The organism is Pseudonocardia nigra, assembly GCF_019396355.1.
GTDB lineage: Bacteria > Actinomycetota > Actinomycetes > Mycobacteriales > Pseudonocardiaceae > Pseudonocardia > Pseudonocardia nigra.
Genome location: NZ_JAHKRK010000058.1, coordinates 1 through 15,402 on the forward strand (window position 1 = coordinate 1; position 15,402 = coordinate 15,402).

Sequence of the window (15,402 nt, forward strand, 5' to 3'; positions counted from 1 at the left end):
TCCGGAAACGGCTGACCCATCTGCCCGCGCTGCGGGAGATCGGCTTCTCCGCCAACAGGCGCCTGTTGGGTGCCCAACGACTCAGCCACAACCCGATCCGCGCCGCCGAGGCGTTCACCGCCGTGCACGACCCGATCGTCACCGAGGACGGGCAGCACATCCCCGGGCTGCGCCAGGGCGACCGGCGCGCCCACGCGCTCCGGCAGGCACTGTTGATGTTCCGATTGCTTCCGCACGGGTTCCGCAACCGCGACCTGCGCGGCCTGCTCGCCGGGCTACTCAGCAAGACCGCCGATGACATCAGCGCCGGTCAGGCCAGCTACGACCTACGCCGCCTGCGCGCCCACGGCCTGATCAGCCGTGTCCCCGGCAGCCACCGCTACCGCGTCACCGACACCGGCCTGCACCACGCCATGCTCCTCACCCACCTCCAGACCCGGCTGCTGCAGCCCGGCCTGGCCCAGCTCACCGACCCCGACCCGCCTGCCCCAAGCGCCCTGCGCACCGCGGCCCGCGACTACCAGCGAGCCCTCGACCGACACACCCAGGAGGCCGGATTCGCCGCATGAACCCAAACTTGACTCGATCAAACCGACTTCGTCGGTCCTAGCTCACCTAGCGTGTGGCGATCTTGTGGTCGCACCCATTTCATGCCCGTCGTGTTCCGCTCACGCCGCCCGGCGCCATGAGCCGCGCAGCGCCGCTCCCACCAGGCGAGTGAAGTGGTCGACGGCGAGCCAGGCCAGCACGCCGACGGCCAGGCAGGCGGCCGCCACCACGGCCACCGGCAGGTGCGGCAGCAGCGCGGGCTGCACTGCGTAGTGGGTGAGGTAGATGTAGAGCGATGCTGCGGCCAGCAGCCCGACGGTGCGGGCGGCGATGCGCGGCAGGACCACTCGGGGTACGGCCAGCGCCAGCAGGAGGCCGGCCGCGACCACGGCGCCGCGTACCGGGTCGTCGAAGAAGCCCGGGATGAGCAGGAGCGTCAGGCCTGCGACGGCGGCCTTCTGCCACATCGCGGCGGCCCGTTGGGCCAGCCAGCCCAGCACGAAGATCCAGAGCACGGTGTGCGGGCTGAAGAACCGGTCGGTGTACTCGTTGTCCGGGAGGCCGAGCTGCTGCGCTGTCAGGGCGAGCGCGAGAGCTACCAGCGCGAAGGCGAACGGCAGGCGTCGCTCGCATCGGCGCACGGCTGGGATCGCGAACAGCACGGCGAGCACGACGAGGATCTGCAGCAGGGTCTCGATGAACCAGTAGCCCCACGTGCCGGGATCGAGCAGGAAGTTGACGAGCAGGACGTTGTGCAGCCCGACGTCGTCCTGGGTGGCGGCACGCCAGGCGACCCATGCGACGGTGGGCACAGCGATCCGCACTCCGCTGCGGATCAGGCGGATTGACACCGGGCCCTCGAGCAGCGCGAACCGCGCGAATGACCATCCGGCGAGCGCGAGCAGCAGATGCGCCCCGCCGGCGACCGCGAGCAGCCCGACGTGGGAACTCACGATCAGCGCGATGGCAACGGCTCGCAGTACGACGGTTGTCTCCACCGCGGTGCCCCGTCGGCGGCGCCGGCCCGAGCCCTCCAGCTCGTCCACCTTGCGGGTGGGCCAGTCGGCGGGGAGGTGGCCGAGCAGGTCCTCGAGGGCCAGTGACATCTCCACGTAGCTCAGCGAGTCGCCGCCCAGGCTCGCGAACGTCGCGTTGCCGGGGACGTCGGGGCAGCGCAGCACCCGGGCGAACACCGCGCGGACCGACGCGTCGCGGGGGCGCCGACGCGCAGACGCCACCGTGCGCCCGAGGGCGGCGACGGCGGCATGGTCGACCTTGCCGGAGGGCAGGCGGGGCAATTCCGGTACTGCCACGGCGACGACGCTGCCGCCCGGCAGCCCGAGGTATGCGGCCGCGGCCGTCGCCACCGGTTCGGGGTCGGGCCCGGTCACGGCGACGACGAGCCGGGTGTCGTCGCCGGCGCAGGCGGCGGTCACGCCGTCCCCGGCGAGGAACCGCTCCACGCCGTCCAGGTCGATGCGCAGCCCGAAGAGCTTGACGAATCGGCTGCGGCGCCCGATCAGCTCGTAGATCCCGTCCGGGTCGCGGCGGGCGAGGTCGCCGGTCGCGAGCTCCTCGACGGTGCGGCCGAGCGCGAGGTCGCCGGGCCCGTCGGCGTAGCCGAGCATCACGTTGGGCCCGCGGTAGATCAGCTCCCCGCACGCCGGGTCGTCGAGGTCGTCGCCGTCGGAGAGCGGGGCGAGCGCCAGCTCTCCGCCGGGTACGGCGATGCCGATCGCGCCGGGCCGGGATGCGGCCAGCTCCGGGGGCAGGTAGGCCATCCGGGCCGTCGCCTCGGTCTGCCCGTACATGACGTAGAACCACCAGCCCTCGGCGGCGCCGCGCTCGGCGAGCGAGCGCACCCGGTCCGGGGCGAGGCGCCCGCCCGCCTGCGTGACGTAGCGCAGCGACGCCAGCTCCGGCCAACCGGCGCGCTCGAGCAGCTCGAACGTGTGGGGCACCCCGTGCAGGCTCGTCACCCGGTGCGCGCGGGCGTTCGCCCAGAAGGCCGGGTCCACGACCGACCGGTCGGTGAGTACGACCGCGGCCCCGCGCAGCAGGTTGCTGTTCACCACCGACAGTCCGTAGCAGTAGTGCAGCGGCAGCATCGCCGCCGCGCGGTCGGTGTCGCGGATGTCGAGGTACTCGGTGATGGATTCGGCGTTGGCCTGTACTCCGGCTGCCGACAGCCGGACCAGCTTCGGCGAGCCCGTCGAGCCCGACGTCGACAGCAGCAGCGCCAGGTCGGGGTGCAGATCGTGCGCCGTCCCGGGGCGCCGCTCGCGCAGTTCCCAGCCCGCGCCCGACGGCGCGAGGACGATATCGGGGTCGTAGGCGGCGGCCAGCGTGTCCAGCCGGTCGCACGCCGTGAGTAGGACGGGATGCCCGCCGCGCAGCGCGGCCAGGTAGGTGACGAGCGGGTCGACGTCCGTGCCCGCTGCGACCAGGACGAGCCGCGGCGTGGGGCCGAGGACCTCGCCGACCGTCTCGACCCGGTCGGCGAGCTCCCGGTAGGTGAGCGTGGTTCCGTCCGGTGCCACGGCGGCCGGACGGCCGCCGTGCCGGCGCAGGTCGCGGGCGAAGGGCACTCCGGCTGGGGCGACGACCGTGTGCACTCTGCCGGTCGCCCATGATGGGGCACCCATCTCAGGTGCGGGCCGGGACCGCGCCGCCTGCCGCTCGCGCGGGCAGGACGGCCGGCCGGTGGCCGATCGTGAGGTTCACGGCGACCCGGTCGCCTGGGTCGAACGTGACGGTGTGCGGCTGCAGCGACCGCAGCGACCGCCCGGAGGGCAGCTGCACGGTGACGAGGTGGAAGGCGCCGAGGAACTCGCGCCCGACCACGGTCGCCGCGCCGGCGGCGTCGGGCTGCAGTGCCACCTCGTGCGGCCGCAGCACCACTTCGAGCGCGTCGCCCGTCCCGTCCGGATCACCGGGCACGGTGCCGATCTCCGTGTGTAGCGACGACCCGTCGCGGTGGGCCGGCAGGAAGTCCGCGTCGCCCATGAACGTCGCCACGAAGTGGTTCGCCGGCGCGTGGAACACCGTCTGCGGGTCGCCGGCCTGCTGGATCCGCCCGCCGCGCAGCACCACGACCCGGTCGCCGACGGTGAGCGCCTCGGGCTGGTCGTGGGTGACGAACACCGCGGTCGTGCGGGTGGCCCGCAGGATCGCGACCGTCTCGGCGCGGACCTGCAGCCGCAGCGCCCGGTCGAGGTTGGAGAAGGGCTCGTCGAGCAGCAGGACGTCGGGTTCGGGCGCCAGTGCCCGGGCGAGCGCCACGCGCTGCTGCTCCCCGCCGGACAGCTCGTGGGGGTACCGCTCGGCGAGATGGCCCAGCGCGACCAGGTCCAGCACGTCCGTCACCCGGGCCCGCCGCCCCGCGGTGGGCGCGCCGTCGAGGCCGAACGCGACGTTGCCCGCGACCGTGAGGTGCGGGAACAGCGCGTGGTCCTGGAACACGATGCCGACGCGGCGGCGCTCCGGCGGCACCCACGTCCGCGGTCCGGCGACCGTCCGGCCGGCGAGGTGGACCTCGCCGGCGTCGGGCCGCTCGAGGCCGGCGACCAGCCGCAGCAGGCTCGACTTCCCGCAGCCCGACGGGCCGACCATGGTCACCAGCTCGCCCGCCCCGATCCGCAGGCTCACCCCGGCGACCGCCTCGACCCGCCCGTAGCGCTTGACGACCCCGTCGAGCACGAGCACGTTCTCCCCGGTCATCGCGGCAACCTGGTGGTGCGTGTCAGCAGCAGCACCGGGAGTACCGCCACCGCGACGATCGTCAACGCGGGCAGCGCGGCGGCCTCCCAGAAGTTCTCGAACGCCAGCTGCCAGACCCAGACCGACAGCGTCTCGAAACCGAACGGGCGCAACAGCAACACGATCGGCAGCTCCTTCAGCGCGTCGACGAGCACCAACACGGCGGCCACTCCGATTCCCGTCCGGGCCAGCGGCAGATGCACCCGGGTCAGCACCCGGCGCGGGCTCGCCCCCAGACAGAGCGCCGACGCGCTCATCGCCGGGCTCACCTTAGCCAGGCTGGCATCCACTCCCTGGTAGCCCAGCGCGAGGAACCGGACGAGGTAGGCGTAGCAGATCCCGAGCACCGAGCCCGTGGCGATCAGCCCGGTCCCGCCCGGCACGCCGAGCGCCTCCAGACCGTCGTCCAGCCCCGCGAACACCACGAGCACCCCGATCGCGACCACCACGCCGGGCACCGCGTACCCGGCCGTGGTCAGCCCGGCCGCCACCGCGACCGGCCTGCCGCCGACCATCCGCGCCCCGTGCGTGACGATCAGGGCGATCCCGACACACCCCGCGGCCGCGACCCCGGCCAGCAGCAGCGCGTTGCCGAGGTTCCCGGCGAACCGCGCGAGCCCGACCTGACGGTCCACCGTGGCCGTGATCGACCAGGTGACCAGCCGGGCGATCGGCACGGCGAACGCTGCGCCGAGCACCGCCGCGCACACCGCGCTGGCCGCGCCCGCACGCCAGCCGCTCAGCGTGACGGTGGGCAGCCCCCGGCCCCGCCCGCCGCGCTGGTGAAACCGCGCTCGGCCGCGCAGCCCGCGCTCGCCCGCGATGACCAGCAGCGCGAACAGCAACACCACCGTCGACAACCCGGCGGCCGCCTCCCGGTCGAAGCTGCCCTTCCACACCTGGTAGACCGCCACCGACACGGTCTGCACGTTGAAGTACTGGACCGTCGCGAAGTCGGTGAGCGTCTCCAGCATCACCAGCGCCGCGCCCGCGGCCAGCGACGGCCGGGCCATCGGCGCGACCACCCGCCAGGCCGCGCGGCCGTGCCCAGCGCCCAGCGCGCGGGCGGCCTCGTAGGTGGCCGGGGCCTGCTCGGCCAGCGCGGCGCGGGCCAGCAGGTAGACGTAGGGGTACAGGCACAGCGACAGCACGACCGCCGCCGCCGGCAGCGAACGCACCTCCGGCACCCACACGCCCGGCCCGAAGGCGGCGCGCAGCGCGGTCTGGACCGGGCCCGCGAAGTTCAGCAGCGACAGGAACACGAACCCCAGCACGTAGGCGGGCATCGCGAGCGGGAGCACCAGCAGCCAGGCGAACAGCGACCGTCCCGGGAACCGGTAGGCCGAGACCAACCAGGCCAAACCCCCGCCGAGCAGCAGAGTGCCCGCTGCCACCGCAACCATCAGCAGCACGGTCGTCGCGATCATCCGCAGCATCGCCGCGGTACCTAGCGCCGACCACGCGTCCGGAGTGCGCAGCAGGCCCTCGACACCGACGGCGAGCACCGGCGCGAGCACGCACGCCGCGGCGGCGGCGACGAGCACCAGCCACCCCCGCCTGCTGCCCGACGGGGCGAGCGTCCTCACTGGTAGCCGGCCTCGGCCATCAGCCGGACCGCGTCGGCGTTGAGGGCCCCGTAGGCCTCGGCGTTGATCGGCTCGTAGGTGAACTCGCCCCACTGCGCGATCGCCGGCTCCGGGGTGACGGCCGGGTTCACCGGGAACTCGTGGTTGCCGTCCACGAAGGCGTTCTGGCCGTCGGTGGCCAGCCACTCCAGGAACCGCCGGGCCTGGTCCGGGTTGTCGGAGTTCGCCAGGACGCCGGCGCCCGAGATGTTCACGTGCACGCCGCGGCCCTCCTGGTTCGCCCAGTACGGGGCCACCGGCATGTCCGGGCGCTCCTCCATGAGCCGCGCCAGGTAGTAGTGGTTGGTGATCCCCACGTCGCAGCCGCCCGCGGCCATGTCCTCGAGGATCTCCACATCGTTGGGCAGGATCCGCACCTCGTTGGCCACCCAGCCGCGCACGATCTCCAGGGCCCGGTCGTAGCCGAACTCGTCGATCATGCTGGCCACCAGGGACTGCGTGTAGGAGCTGTTCGCGGTGCGCATGCACACGCGCCCGCGCCACTGCGGGTCGGCCAATCCGGCGTAGCTGGCCGCGGAGTCGAAGCCGGCCGGGTCCGCCTGCCCGGTGTGGTACATGATCGTGCGGACGCGCATGCTCAGCCGTACCAGTGACCCTGCGGGTCGCGCAGCCCCTCCGGCACAACCTCGTCGAGCACCGCGGAGTTCGCCGGGGCCAGCAGCCCCTCCTGCTCGGCCAGCCACAGGTTCCCGGCGTCGACGGTCATGAACACGTCGGCAGGCGTGTCCTCGCCCTCGGCCTTGATCCGCTCCCGCATCTCGGCGTCGCCGCCCGACAGGAACTTGACCTCGATCCCGGTCTCCTCGGTGAACCGGGCGAACGCCTGCTCCAGGTCGTAGTGCCGCCCCGAGTACACCTGCACCGTGTTCTCGTCGGCAGCACCGATCCCGCAGCCCGAGACGAGCAGGACCAGCGCGCAGGCCGCGGCCAGCAGGGGAACGCGCATCCGAGCTCCAAGAGTTTGCACAGCCTCAGCGAAGTGAAGGCAGACCATGCTTTCCGAATCGATGCACTGTCAAGCAGTGGTGGCCGCCAGCACGCACGCTCGGGACGGGACGAGGGGCGCGCCAGGGTTTGACACCGCCTGCTCGACGCCGTGGCAGGTCCAGCCCGCCGCCCGCCCGGGGACATGCCCACGCCGCGCGTGAGCCGGGTGCCCATCAGCAGGTCACTCCGCCTCGGTGTGGCGCATCCGGCGCAGCTCAACGATCCGTCTCGATCTCCGCGAGCTGGTGCGAGCCGAGGAGACCGCGCGGCCCCGCTCGCGCGCCTCATCCATGCGCAGCCGGAAGTCCCGTTCCATTCACCGGGGGCGTCGGAGCTGGCACACTGGGCAGTTGCGTGGGGCTTCTGGTGGGATGAATCCGTGGTGGGAGAAATCCTAGTCGGGGGCTCCACGCCCTCGTAGATGTCGGAAACCTCTAGGCCGGTAGCCTTCACATCGTGCGCGTGGCGCTGGTGGGCAAGGGCGGTGTCGGCAAGTCGGCCGTCGCCGGGACGTTCGCGCGGATGCTGGCTCGCCGCGGTGAGCCGGTGCTTGCCGTCGACTCCGATCCGATGCCGGGTCTGGCGTACTGCCTCGGCATGCCGGTCGACGACGCCGCGATTCCCGAGGATGCGGTCGTCGAGCGGGCCGAGGGCGAGAAAGGGCCGCGGTTCCGCCTGCGGCCGGGGCTGGCGGCGGAGCAGGCGGTGGCGCAGTTCGCCGTGCCGGGCCCGGACGGCGTGCATTTCCTGCAGTTCGGCAAGCTTCGCTCGGGACGGGATCACTTCCGCTCGCAGTTCGCGTTCCGGCAGATCCTCGCCGAGCTCCCGGTCGACGCGTGGCACCTGGTCGGTGATCTGCCCGGCGGCACCCGTCAACCGTTCTTCGGCTGGGGCAGCTACGCCGACACCGTGCTGGTCGTGGTGGAGCCCACCGCGAAGGCACTACTCACCGGTCGCAAGCTCGCCCGCCTGGCCCAGGCAAAGCATGCGCCTGAGCGGATCTACGCCGTGGTCAACAGGGTGCGCCGCGCGTCGGACGTCGACGACGTGACGGATCGGACGGGCCTCGAGGTGATCGGCGTCGTGCCCTGGGACGACGAGTTCGCCGCGGCCGAGCGTGCGGGTGAGGCGCCGATCGACGCCGTGCCGGACGCTGCGGCAGTGGTGGCGGTCGAGCAACTGGTTGATGCCGTGGCAGGGGAGAGGACATCGTGAAGCTGGCAGTGGTCGGAAAGGGCGGCGCGGGCAAGACGACGACCGCTGCCGCCGTGGCGCGGGCGCTGGCCCGGGGCGGTGCGTCGGTGGTCGCGTTGGACTGCGACACGAACCCGAACCTCGGGATCTCGCTGGGCCTCGGCGAGCAGGAGACCGAGCGGTTGGTCTCGCTGCGTGAGTCGCTCGACGACGGCGACGCCGAGCATGCGCCGGGCTGGGACGAGCTCGTCGATCGCTTCGGATCCGATGGCCCGGACGGCGTGCGGCTGGCGGTCGTGACCGCCTTGCAGAACCCGGAGCCCGGCTGCCCTTGATGCGGGCTCTCTCCCGAGCAGTTGCTCGGGTCCGTTGACTTCGCCGGGCAGGTCGTGATCGCCGACCTGGAAGCCGGCATCGGCACGATGACCAGAATGAAGGAGAAGGCGGTCGACGGGGTTCTCGTCGTGGTCGAGCCCACCCCGCGTGCCGTGCAGGTCGGCGTCCGGGCGGCCGAGCTCGCCCGCGACAAGGCGCTCGGCACGATCTTCGTGATCGCCAACCGCGTCGGCAGCGACGGTGATCTCGCGATCATCCGCGCGGCCTTCCCGGACGAGGACGTGCTCGTCGTCCCCGACGACGAGGCGATCGTCCGTGCCGAGCGAGACGGGGTGGCGCCGCTGGACGCGGAACCGGGGGCCCCTGCCGTGCGTGCGCTGGTCGAGATCGCTGACCGGCTGGCGCCCCGCTGAGGGCCGGGCGCTACGCCACCGGGACTCCGTCGAGGAAGCGCCGCAGCGCGGCGACCTCGCGCAGCACAGCGACGCCCTGCTCGGCGTCGACGACTCCGCCGGCGAGATCGGCGGCCACGACGGCTGCGTCGTAGGGCAGCACGCCGGCGAGCGGCACGCCGTACTCCGCACAGGCCGCGCGGAAGAAGTCGGCGTCGGACGCGTCGCGGGCCTTGTTGCCGACGGCCACCGTGCGCGGGATCCCGAGCTCCTCGGCGAGTACCGCCGTGCGCGATGCGGTGAGCACGGACTTGCGGGTCGGCTCCATCACGACGAGCAGCACGTCGGCGTGCGCGAGCGTGCCGCCGGACCGGGACAGGTGCTCCAGGCCAGCCTCCATGTCGACGATCGCGACATCGGCGTGCTCCTCGAGCGCGGTCCCGAGAAGACTGCGTACGGTGGCGTGACCGCCGCACATGCAGCCGGCGCCCGCTTCGCTGACCTTGATGGCGGAGAGCAGGGACACCCCGGCCGGAGTGATGCGTCCGTAGTCGCGGACCAGCTCCTCGGGCGTGCGGTCGCCGCCGGATCCGACGATCACGGCACGCGGCAGGACGGGGACGTTCTCCATGTCGGCGACCGACAGGCCGAGCGAGACCCCGAGGTTGGGGTTCGAATCGGTGTCGATGGCGAGCACACGGGCGCCGTCCGCGGCGTAGGAGCGGGCGAGCAGTGCCGAGACGGTGGTCTTGCCGACTCCGCCCTTTCCGACGATGCCGAGCTTCACGGTCGTGTCCTTTCCCTCGCCGAGGAGATCGCCCACCCTAGCCGCGATCGGGCCGGTATGTGACGCTAGCCACTAGCCGGCTGCACCACCAGGAAGGCGGGATCCGCAGTGATCGTGGCGTTGGCGGGGAAGGGCGGAGCGGGTAAGACCACGATCTCCGCCACGCTGTCGCGGGTGCTCGCCCGGTCCGGCCGGCGCGTGGTCGCGATCGACGCGGACTCCAACCCGAACCTGGCCGTCGCGCTCGGCATGCGCCGGCAGGCCGCAGCGGCGGCGTGGCTGCCGGCCGACCTCGTTTCACGCAGGATCACCGCGCCGGCGCTGGTCATGCCGGTCGACGCCGTCCTCTCCCGGTACGCCGTCGCCGGACCCGACGGCGTACGGCTCCTCCTCATGGGCATGCCCGAGCACGCCGAGCAGGGCTGCCTCTGCGGCGGCCACGCCACCGTCAGCGCGCTGCTCGCCGACCTCGGCGCCGAGCAAGGGATCGTCGCCATCGTGGACATGGAGGCCTCACCCGAGCACCTCGCGCGGGGCACGGCACGCAATGCCGACCTGTTACTGCTGGTCGCCGAGCCGTACTTCCGCTCGCTGGAGTCGGTTCGCCGGCAGGCCGAGCTCGCCGCCGAGCTGCCGATCGGGCGCGTCGAGGTCGTCGCGAACAAGGTCCGGTCGCCGGGTGACCGCGAGGCCATCGAGGAGTTCTGTGGCCGTCACGGGCTGCCCCTGGCCGGGGTGATCCCGTGGAGCGACGCGGTGACGGCGGCCGACGCCCGTGCGGTTCCGCTGGTGGATGCGGGCGACCCGGGCGCCACAGGGGTCCTCGAGGCCGTGCGGCAGCTGAGCGAGAGATTGGACGCCTCGACGCCGGTGTGAACCGGCACTTACTCGCGCTCCGGCGCGCCGGTTTCGGCGACCGTCTCGTACCGGGACAGAAAGCCGTCGAGCACCCGCTGCGTGTAGCGCATCGACCCGGCCCAGGCGTGCAACCAGTCGAGCCCGTCCGCGGAGAGCCAGTAGGTGCGCCGCCGGGGCCCGACCTGGGACGTTCCCCAGTCCGACTGGATCAGGCCTTCCTGCTCCATCAACCGCAGGGTGCGGTACAGCCCGCCGGGTTCGGCGCGCTGGTAGCCGATCTCGCCGAGCCGCTCCAGCAGGTCGTAGCCGTGCGAGGGCTGCTCGGCGATCAGCAGGAGGAGGCAGGGACGGAGGAACTTGCGGGGGAGTCCGCGGGGGAGGCCGTCGATGTCGTCGGAGCCGGCCGCCATCAGTGCTCCGCGTGGTGGCCGGCGAGGCGGCGTTCCGCGCAGGCCTCGGCCTCGTCGGGAGACTGCCGGCACCAGCACGAAGCACTGCATTCGCCGTGCGCCGGCTTCGTGAGCTCGGCGAACTCCGCGGTGAACACGCGTTCCCCCACCTCGTGGCCCTTCTCGGTCAGCTGGTAGCGCACCTGCGGCGACCGGTGCAGGAGTCCCTCGTCGACCAGGCGGTCCAGGTACGACAGCCCGGCTTGGGCGTCGACGCCGAGGAACCGTTCGAGCAGCGCGGGATCGACCTCGTCGCCGAAACCCTCGCCCTTGATCCAGAACATCAGCTGGAGGATCTCATCCCGCCAGTACAGGGCCCGCAACGCCTCGGACTTCGGTTCCGGCAGCCGCTCCATGGCATCCACCTCCGCGCGATCACTATATGCGGTTGTCCTGCACCGGCGTAGGGTCCGGGAGGTGCCAGATCTTGCGGCGTTGCTGGATCGCCTCGAGGAGCTCCTCGGGCATCTCCAGGGGATGGACGAGGACGTCCGCGCCCCGGTGTTCGAGCTGCTCGACGGGATCGACGCCGTGCACCGTCTCGCGCTCGACCGGCTCGCCGCCGCACTCGGCCCCGACGAGCTCGAGCGGCTGCGTGTGGCGGACCCGGCGATCGCGTGGCTGCTGGACGCCTACAGTGCCGGGGTTGACGAGCGCCAGGCCGCAGACCGGGCGCTGGACGCCGTCCGCCCGTACGTCGAGGGGCACGGCGGGACGGTCGAGCTGATGGATGTGTCAGGCGGCGTGGTCCGGCTGCGCCTCGCGGGGGCGTGCGCCGGGTGCACGGCGTCGGCCCAGACGCTGCAGCGCGGGGTGCACGAGGCGCTGCAGGACGGCTTCCCCGGGTTCCTGCGGATGGAGGTCGAGGAGGACGTGACGGCGCCGGCGCACCCGCCGCCGGGGGCGGTGCTGCTCCCGATCGTGCCCCGTGGCGGATGAACGCTTCCCACTAGATGTGGGCTGCATCTAGTATCCCATCACCTCCGGTGAGAGGAGCGGATATGAGCGCCGCTTCCGTGGTGTGGTCGGTCATCGGTCTCGTCGTCCTGTACCTCGGCGTCGCCCCGCTGCTGGTCGTGCTGGCCCACCGGGTGTTCCGGCGGATCTCCGAGGTCCGCCGCTACGCCGATGACGTGCTCGAGCACGGAGTCGGGGTCACCGCCAACCTCGACCCGGTACCCGCCCTCCTCGACACCCGGGACCTGGTGAAGGGCGCGGGCATGGGTCTGGTGCGCTACGGCGGGGCGGTCGAGAGGCTCCTCGGAGGACGATCGGCGTGACCGTCTTCGCGGTCCTGACGATCGTCGGTGTGGCCGTCGTGCTGGCCGCCGTGGCGGCCTACCTGATCGCCTATCTCGTCGTCCTGCGCTCCGCGATGCGGACGCTCGGCACCGTCAACGCCGGTGTGCGGGCGATCGGGCGGCGTGTCGAGCCGCTCGGACCGGTGCTCGCTGAGGTCAACGGGGATCTCGCCGCCGTGCGCGACCGGCTCGGCACGATCGTGGGTGGTGCATGACCAGTGAGGAGCAACCGGTGAGCTACGAGTTCAGCTGTGCGGCGGCGGGGGCGGTGACGTGCGGGTGCGAGGTCAAGGCCGAGAGCGAGGAGGAGCTGCGGAAGGTGCTCACCGACCACCTGGCGAAGAAGCACAAGGTCCGCACGCCGAACGAGACACTGCTCGATCACCTCGTCGCCTCGGCGAAGCGATCCGAGCCGGCCTAGTTGAGCTAGTCCTCCCACGACACCCCGGCCTCGCGCACCAGCCTGCGCACTTGTGCCGCGGCCACGTCAAGCGCGGCGAGCACCGGTGCCGAGACCTCCGCCCCCGGCCGGTCGGACGGGGTCGCCTGACAGGCCACCAGCCAGGTCACGGGTGGCAGCACGCCGAGCCCGCGGGCGAGCAGGAACGCCCGCTCCGGGGTGACGTAGTGCATGTCGGCGAGTTCGTCGTGCCGCTGGGTCTGTGGCATGGCGGCGAGGTCCGCGACCTGCGGGCGGATGACGAGGACGGTGCCGGGCTCGCGGCCCAGCTCGACCGCGTCGACGACGATGAGCACGTCCACCGGCGTCAGCAGTTCCTGGACCAGGTGGATGCCACCGATGCCGATGTCCAGCACCCGGACGCCCGACGGCGAGCCGCTCGCGGCCAGGCGCTGCGCGACGAGGACCCCGAACCCGTCGTCGCCGCGCAGGAGGTTGCCGACCCCGGCCACGATCACGTTCATGATGGGCCCAGATTAGGTGCATGCGGGGTGGGTGCCCGATGACGGCCGCGAGCCCGCCCCCGTTCGTGGAGCTGGCAGCCCGCCTGGCCCGCTACCCGGCCGACCACTACCCGATACAGCACGCCACCGCGAGCTTCCACCTCGGATGCGCCCTCACCGAGGCCGGCCGCTTCGCCGAGGCGGAACGCGCGCTGGCCGTAGCGGCCGAGCTGTTCGGGCCGGACCGGGTGGAGCGCGCGAAGGCGGTCAACGCGCGCGGCGCCGCACTGCGGGCCGCGGGTGCACCCGGTGCGGCCGCCGACTACTTCCAGCAGGCGGCCGCCGGGTTCGCCGCGGCCGGGCTGCCGCTCGAGCGTGGGGCGGCGCTGTTCAACCTGGGGCTGGTGCGCCGGGAGCTCGGCGCGGACGCCATCGACTGCTTCCGGCAGGCCCGCACACTGCTGGACGCCGACCGGGTACCCGGGCCCGCCGCGGCCGCCGCCCGCGAGCTCGGCGCCGCCCTGCTGACCGCGGGCGATGCCGAGGCCGCGGCCCGGGTGCTCGCCGACGCCGGCGCGCTCGCCGAGTGCGGGCGCGACCTCGCCGGGCTCGGCGCGAGCCTGAACACGCTCGGGCTCGCGCGCCTGGCGCAGGGCGCGCCGCGGGAAGCGGTGGAGGCGTTCCTCGGGGCAGCCGGCGCCCACCCGCGCAGCGTCCGCCCGGAGGGCCACGCCATGGCCGTGGCCAACCTGGCGCTCGCCTACGAGCGGTCGGGCGAGCCGGTCCGGGCCCGGTTCGCCGCGCGCCAGGCCCTGGGCGTGCCCGGTGCGCCGGCACCGGTGCGTTCGACCGCCGACGCGGTCCTGCAGCGGCTCGGCCGCGGCCCGGGGGACCTGCTCGACGTCCTCGATCTGGAGCCGGCGGAGCAATGGCCGCAGGTGGTGCGCGAGGAGCTCGTGCGCTGGAGCGATGCGCCCCCGGCGGACCGGGCGGCCGCCGTCGACGCCTTCGTCGACGGGGTGGTGGCGCGGCCGGCTACGGCGGCGGACCTCGTGGCGACCTGGCTCGGCGGCCTCCTGGAGCTGCCGCCCGCGTCGATGACCGCCCTGGTGATTGCGACGCTGCGCGCACTGCGGGACCGGCCCGCCGACCAGGTCGAGCGCGTCCGGTCGCTCGTGGCGCGGGGGTGCGCCCGCTACCACATTCCCCAGATGGATCGGCTGACCCGGACGTTCGAGGCGCTGGCCGCCGAGCACGGCGGGCCGCGCTCGTGGCGGTGAGCGCGCGATGCCGGTGATCGACGACCTGTCGGCCGAGATCCTGGCCGAGGTGCTATCCGGGCGCCCGGTCCGCACCTACCCGGCGTTGCTCTCGACCGAGGCCGACGCGGAGGCGTGGGCCCGCGCGGGCGGCCCGGCCGGGGCAGTGGTGACGGCCGGCTACCTCGCGGCCCCCCGCGGCCGGGCGGGGCTGCCGTGGCCGCAGCACGCCGACCGCGGGCTGGTGTTCTCGCTGCTGCTGCGGCCGGACCTGCCCGCTCAGCGGGAGGGCTGGCCGTATGTCGCCGCCGCCCTGGGGATCGCCGACGTGCTGGGGTGCGAGGTGGCGATCCGGTGGCCCGACGAGGTGTACGGCCCGAACGGCCGCGCCGCAGCGCTCGGCATGCGCACGGAACTCGGGCCCGACCGGCTGCGATGGTGCGTGCTCACCGTGCTCGTCGAGCAGGCCGCCCCACCGCGCGGCGCGTTGCTGGCGGCGGTCGTCGCGGCCGTGGAGGGACGGCTGGACGACCCCGTCGACGCCCTGCTGGCGACCTACCGGGACCGCTGCGCCACCCTGGGAAGGCACGTCCGGGCCCGGCTGATCCCGCTCGGTCCGGCCGGCCCGCAGGTGGAGGGCGAGGCCGTGGACGTGCGGGCAGACGGCGCGCTCGTCATCCGCACCGACGACGGGCGCCGCGCGGTCGTGCCGCCGGCGAACCTCGGGATGCTCGACGAGCTCGACGCCGCGCGTGACCTGTCGTCCTGACCGCGCGGTTCAGGATGCCGGCTGCGCTCGATCGCTCGTGCGGGAGCACCGCCGGCACTCGCAGTTGCAGCGCCCCGCAGTTCGTTGGAGGCGCAGTTGCTGGAGCGTCCGCCAGCGGTCCAGCAGCTCGGTGGGGATCTCGATGCGGGGGCTCGTGCGCATGACCGGGTCCCTTCGCCGGAGGGGCGTGGGATCAGTGTGAATGACATATAC

The 15,402-nt window shown here is 73.2% G+C and carries 20 protein-coding genes; 11 read left to right on the forward strand and 9 right to left on the reverse strand.

Going from position 1 to position 15,402, the window contains the following annotated elements:
• Positions 1–569 (forward strand): hypothetical protein (locus KME75_RS16685; protein WP_219415751.1); only part of this gene is annotated, 569 nt, incomplete at its 5' end.
• A 99-nt stretch (positions 570–668) separates the two neighbouring features.
• Here KME75_RS16685 and KME75_RS16690 read toward each other — a convergent pair.
• Genes KME75_RS16690 through KME75_RS16710 form a run of 5 tightly spaced genes read right to left on the reverse strand, consistent with a single transcriptional unit; the run spans position 669 to position 6,900 of the window.
• Complete coding sequence (locus KME75_RS16690; protein WP_308282836.1) at positions 669–3,164, reverse strand: AMP-binding protein; 2,496 nt, start codon at positions 3,162–3,164, stop codon at positions 669–671.
• A gap of 31 nt (positions 3,165–3,195) precedes the next feature.
• The gene (locus KME75_RS16695) at positions 3,196–4,269 is read right to left on the reverse strand and encodes an ABC transporter ATP-binding protein (RefSeq protein WP_219415753.1); all 1,074 of its coding nucleotides are present in this window, start codon (positions 4,267–4,269) and stop codon (positions 3,196–3,198) included.
• Positions 4,266–5,894 carry an ABC transporter permease gene (locus KME75_RS16700; RefSeq protein ID WP_219415754.1) on the reverse strand — a complete coding sequence of 543 codons (1,629 nt, stop codon included), beginning with the start codon at positions 5,892–5,894 and terminating at the stop codon, positions 4,266–4,268. The genes KME75_RS16695 and KME75_RS16700 overlap by 4 nt, the downstream gene beginning before the upstream one ends.
• On the reverse strand, positions 5,891–6,529 hold the full coding sequence (locus KME75_RS16705; protein WP_219415755.1) for an extracellular solute-binding protein: 639 nt from the start codon (positions 6,527–6,529) through the stop codon (positions 5,891–5,893). The genes KME75_RS16700 and KME75_RS16705 overlap by 4 nt, the downstream gene beginning before the upstream one ends.
• A gap of 2 nt (positions 6,530–6,531) precedes the next feature.
• A complete protein-coding gene (locus KME75_RS16710; RefSeq protein WP_219415756.1) occupies positions 6,532–6,900 on the reverse strand; it encodes an extracellular solute-binding protein in 369 nt (122 codons plus the stop codon).
• A gap of 497 nt (positions 6,901–7,397) precedes the next feature.
• On the opposite strand from KME75_RS16710, the gene KME75_RS16715 reads away from it, so the two are divergent.
• From KME75_RS16715 to KME75_RS16725, 3 genes are read left to right on the forward strand one after another with little or no spacing between them, the layout of a single operon-like run.
• On the forward strand, positions 7,398–8,156 hold the full coding sequence (locus KME75_RS16715; RefSeq protein WP_219415757.1) for a nucleotide-binding protein: 759 nt from the start codon (positions 7,398–7,400) through the stop codon (positions 8,154–8,156).
• Positions 8,153–8,470, forward strand: a complete 318-nt coding sequence (locus KME75_RS16720; protein WP_219415758.1) for a nucleotide-binding protein — start codon at positions 8,153–8,155, stop codon at positions 8,468–8,470. Before KME75_RS16715 ends, KME75_RS16720 begins: the two co-directional genes overlap by 4 nt.
• Positions 8,471–8,491: 21 nt before the next feature.
• Entirely contained in the window at positions 8,492–8,884 is a 393-nt protein-coding gene (locus KME75_RS16725) for an ATP-binding protein (RefSeq protein ID WP_219415759.1), read from the forward strand.
• A gap of 10 nt (positions 8,885–8,894) precedes the next feature.
• Here the strand turns inward: KME75_RS16725 and KME75_RS16730 are convergent, their stop codons facing one another.
• Positions 8,895–9,650: a nucleotide-binding protein gene (locus tag KME75_RS16730; protein ID WP_219415760.1), complete on the reverse strand. Its 756-nt coding sequence runs from the start codon at positions 9,648–9,650 to the stop codon at positions 8,895–8,897.
• Positions 9,651–9,758: 108 nt separating this feature from the next.
• On the opposite strand from KME75_RS16730, the gene KME75_RS16735 reads away from it, so the two are divergent.
• Positions 9,759–10,526: an ATP-binding protein gene (locus KME75_RS16735; protein WP_219415761.1), complete on the forward strand. Its 768-nt coding sequence runs from the start codon at positions 9,759–9,761 to the stop codon at positions 10,524–10,526.
• An 8-nt stretch (positions 10,527–10,534) separates the two neighbouring features.
• Here KME75_RS16735 and KME75_RS16740 read toward each other — a convergent pair whose 3' ends face one another.
• Together KME75_RS16740 and KME75_RS16745 are read right to left on the reverse strand one after the other, a co-directional pair.
• On the reverse strand, positions 10,535–10,918 hold the full coding sequence (locus tag KME75_RS16740; RefSeq protein ID WP_219415762.1) for a helix-turn-helix transcriptional regulator: 384 nt from the start codon (positions 10,916–10,918) through the stop codon (positions 10,535–10,537).
• Positions 10,918–11,313, reverse strand: coding sequence for a helix-turn-helix domain-containing protein (locus KME75_RS16745; RefSeq protein ID WP_219415763.1), 396 nt, complete (start codon positions 11,311–11,313; stop codon positions 10,918–10,920). Before KME75_RS16745 ends, KME75_RS16740 begins: the two co-directional genes overlap by 1 nt.
• A gap of 61 nt (positions 11,314–11,374) precedes the next feature.
• Between KME75_RS16745 and KME75_RS45005 the strand changes: the two genes are divergently transcribed.
• The 4 genes from KME75_RS45005 (at position 11,375) to KME75_RS16765 (ending at position 12,679) form a co-directional block, all read left to right on the forward strand.
• Entirely contained in the window at positions 11,375–11,896 is a 522-nt protein-coding gene (locus tag KME75_RS45005) for a NifU family protein (protein ID WP_219415764.1), read from the forward strand.
• 62 nt (positions 11,897–11,958) lie between these two features.
• The gene (locus tag KME75_RS16755; protein WP_219415765.1) at positions 11,959–12,237 is read left to right on the forward strand and encodes a hypothetical protein; all 279 of its coding nucleotides are present in this window, start codon (positions 11,959–11,961) and stop codon (positions 12,235–12,237) included.
• Positions 12,234–12,473 (forward strand): hypothetical protein, encoded by a 240-nt coding sequence (locus KME75_RS16760; protein WP_219415766.1) that lies wholly within the window; start codon positions 12,234–12,236, stop codon positions 12,471–12,473. Before KME75_RS16755 ends, KME75_RS16760 begins: the two co-directional genes overlap by 4 nt.
• 17 nt (positions 12,474–12,490) lie before the next feature.
• Positions 12,491–12,679, forward strand: coding sequence for a DUF1059 domain-containing protein (locus KME75_RS16765; RefSeq protein ID WP_219415767.1), 189 nt, complete (start codon positions 12,491–12,493; stop codon positions 12,677–12,679).
• Between the two features lie 5 nt (positions 12,680–12,684).
• On the opposite strand, the gene KME75_RS16770 is transcribed toward KME75_RS16765, so the two are convergent.
• On the reverse strand, positions 12,685–13,182 hold the full coding sequence (locus KME75_RS16770; RefSeq protein ID WP_219415768.1) for a hydrogenase maturation protease: 498 nt from the start codon (positions 13,180–13,182) through the stop codon (positions 12,685–12,687).
• A 38-nt stretch (positions 13,183–13,220) separates the two neighbouring features.
• Here KME75_RS16770 and KME75_RS16775 point away from each other — a divergent pair, with 38 nt between their 5' ends.
• Both KME75_RS16775 and KME75_RS16780 read left to right on the forward strand, forming a co-directional pair.
• Positions 13,221–14,441 (forward strand): tetratricopeptide repeat protein, encoded by a 1,221-nt coding sequence (locus KME75_RS16775; RefSeq protein ID WP_219415769.1) that lies wholly within the window; start codon positions 13,221–13,223, stop codon positions 14,439–14,441.
• 7 nt (positions 14,442–14,448) lie between these two features.
• On the forward strand, positions 14,449–15,189 hold the full coding sequence (locus KME75_RS16780; protein ID WP_219415770.1) for a biotin--[acetyl-CoA-carboxylase] ligase: 741 nt from the start codon (positions 14,449–14,451) through the stop codon (positions 15,187–15,189).
• Positions 15,190–15,402 lie beyond the last annotated feature (213 nt).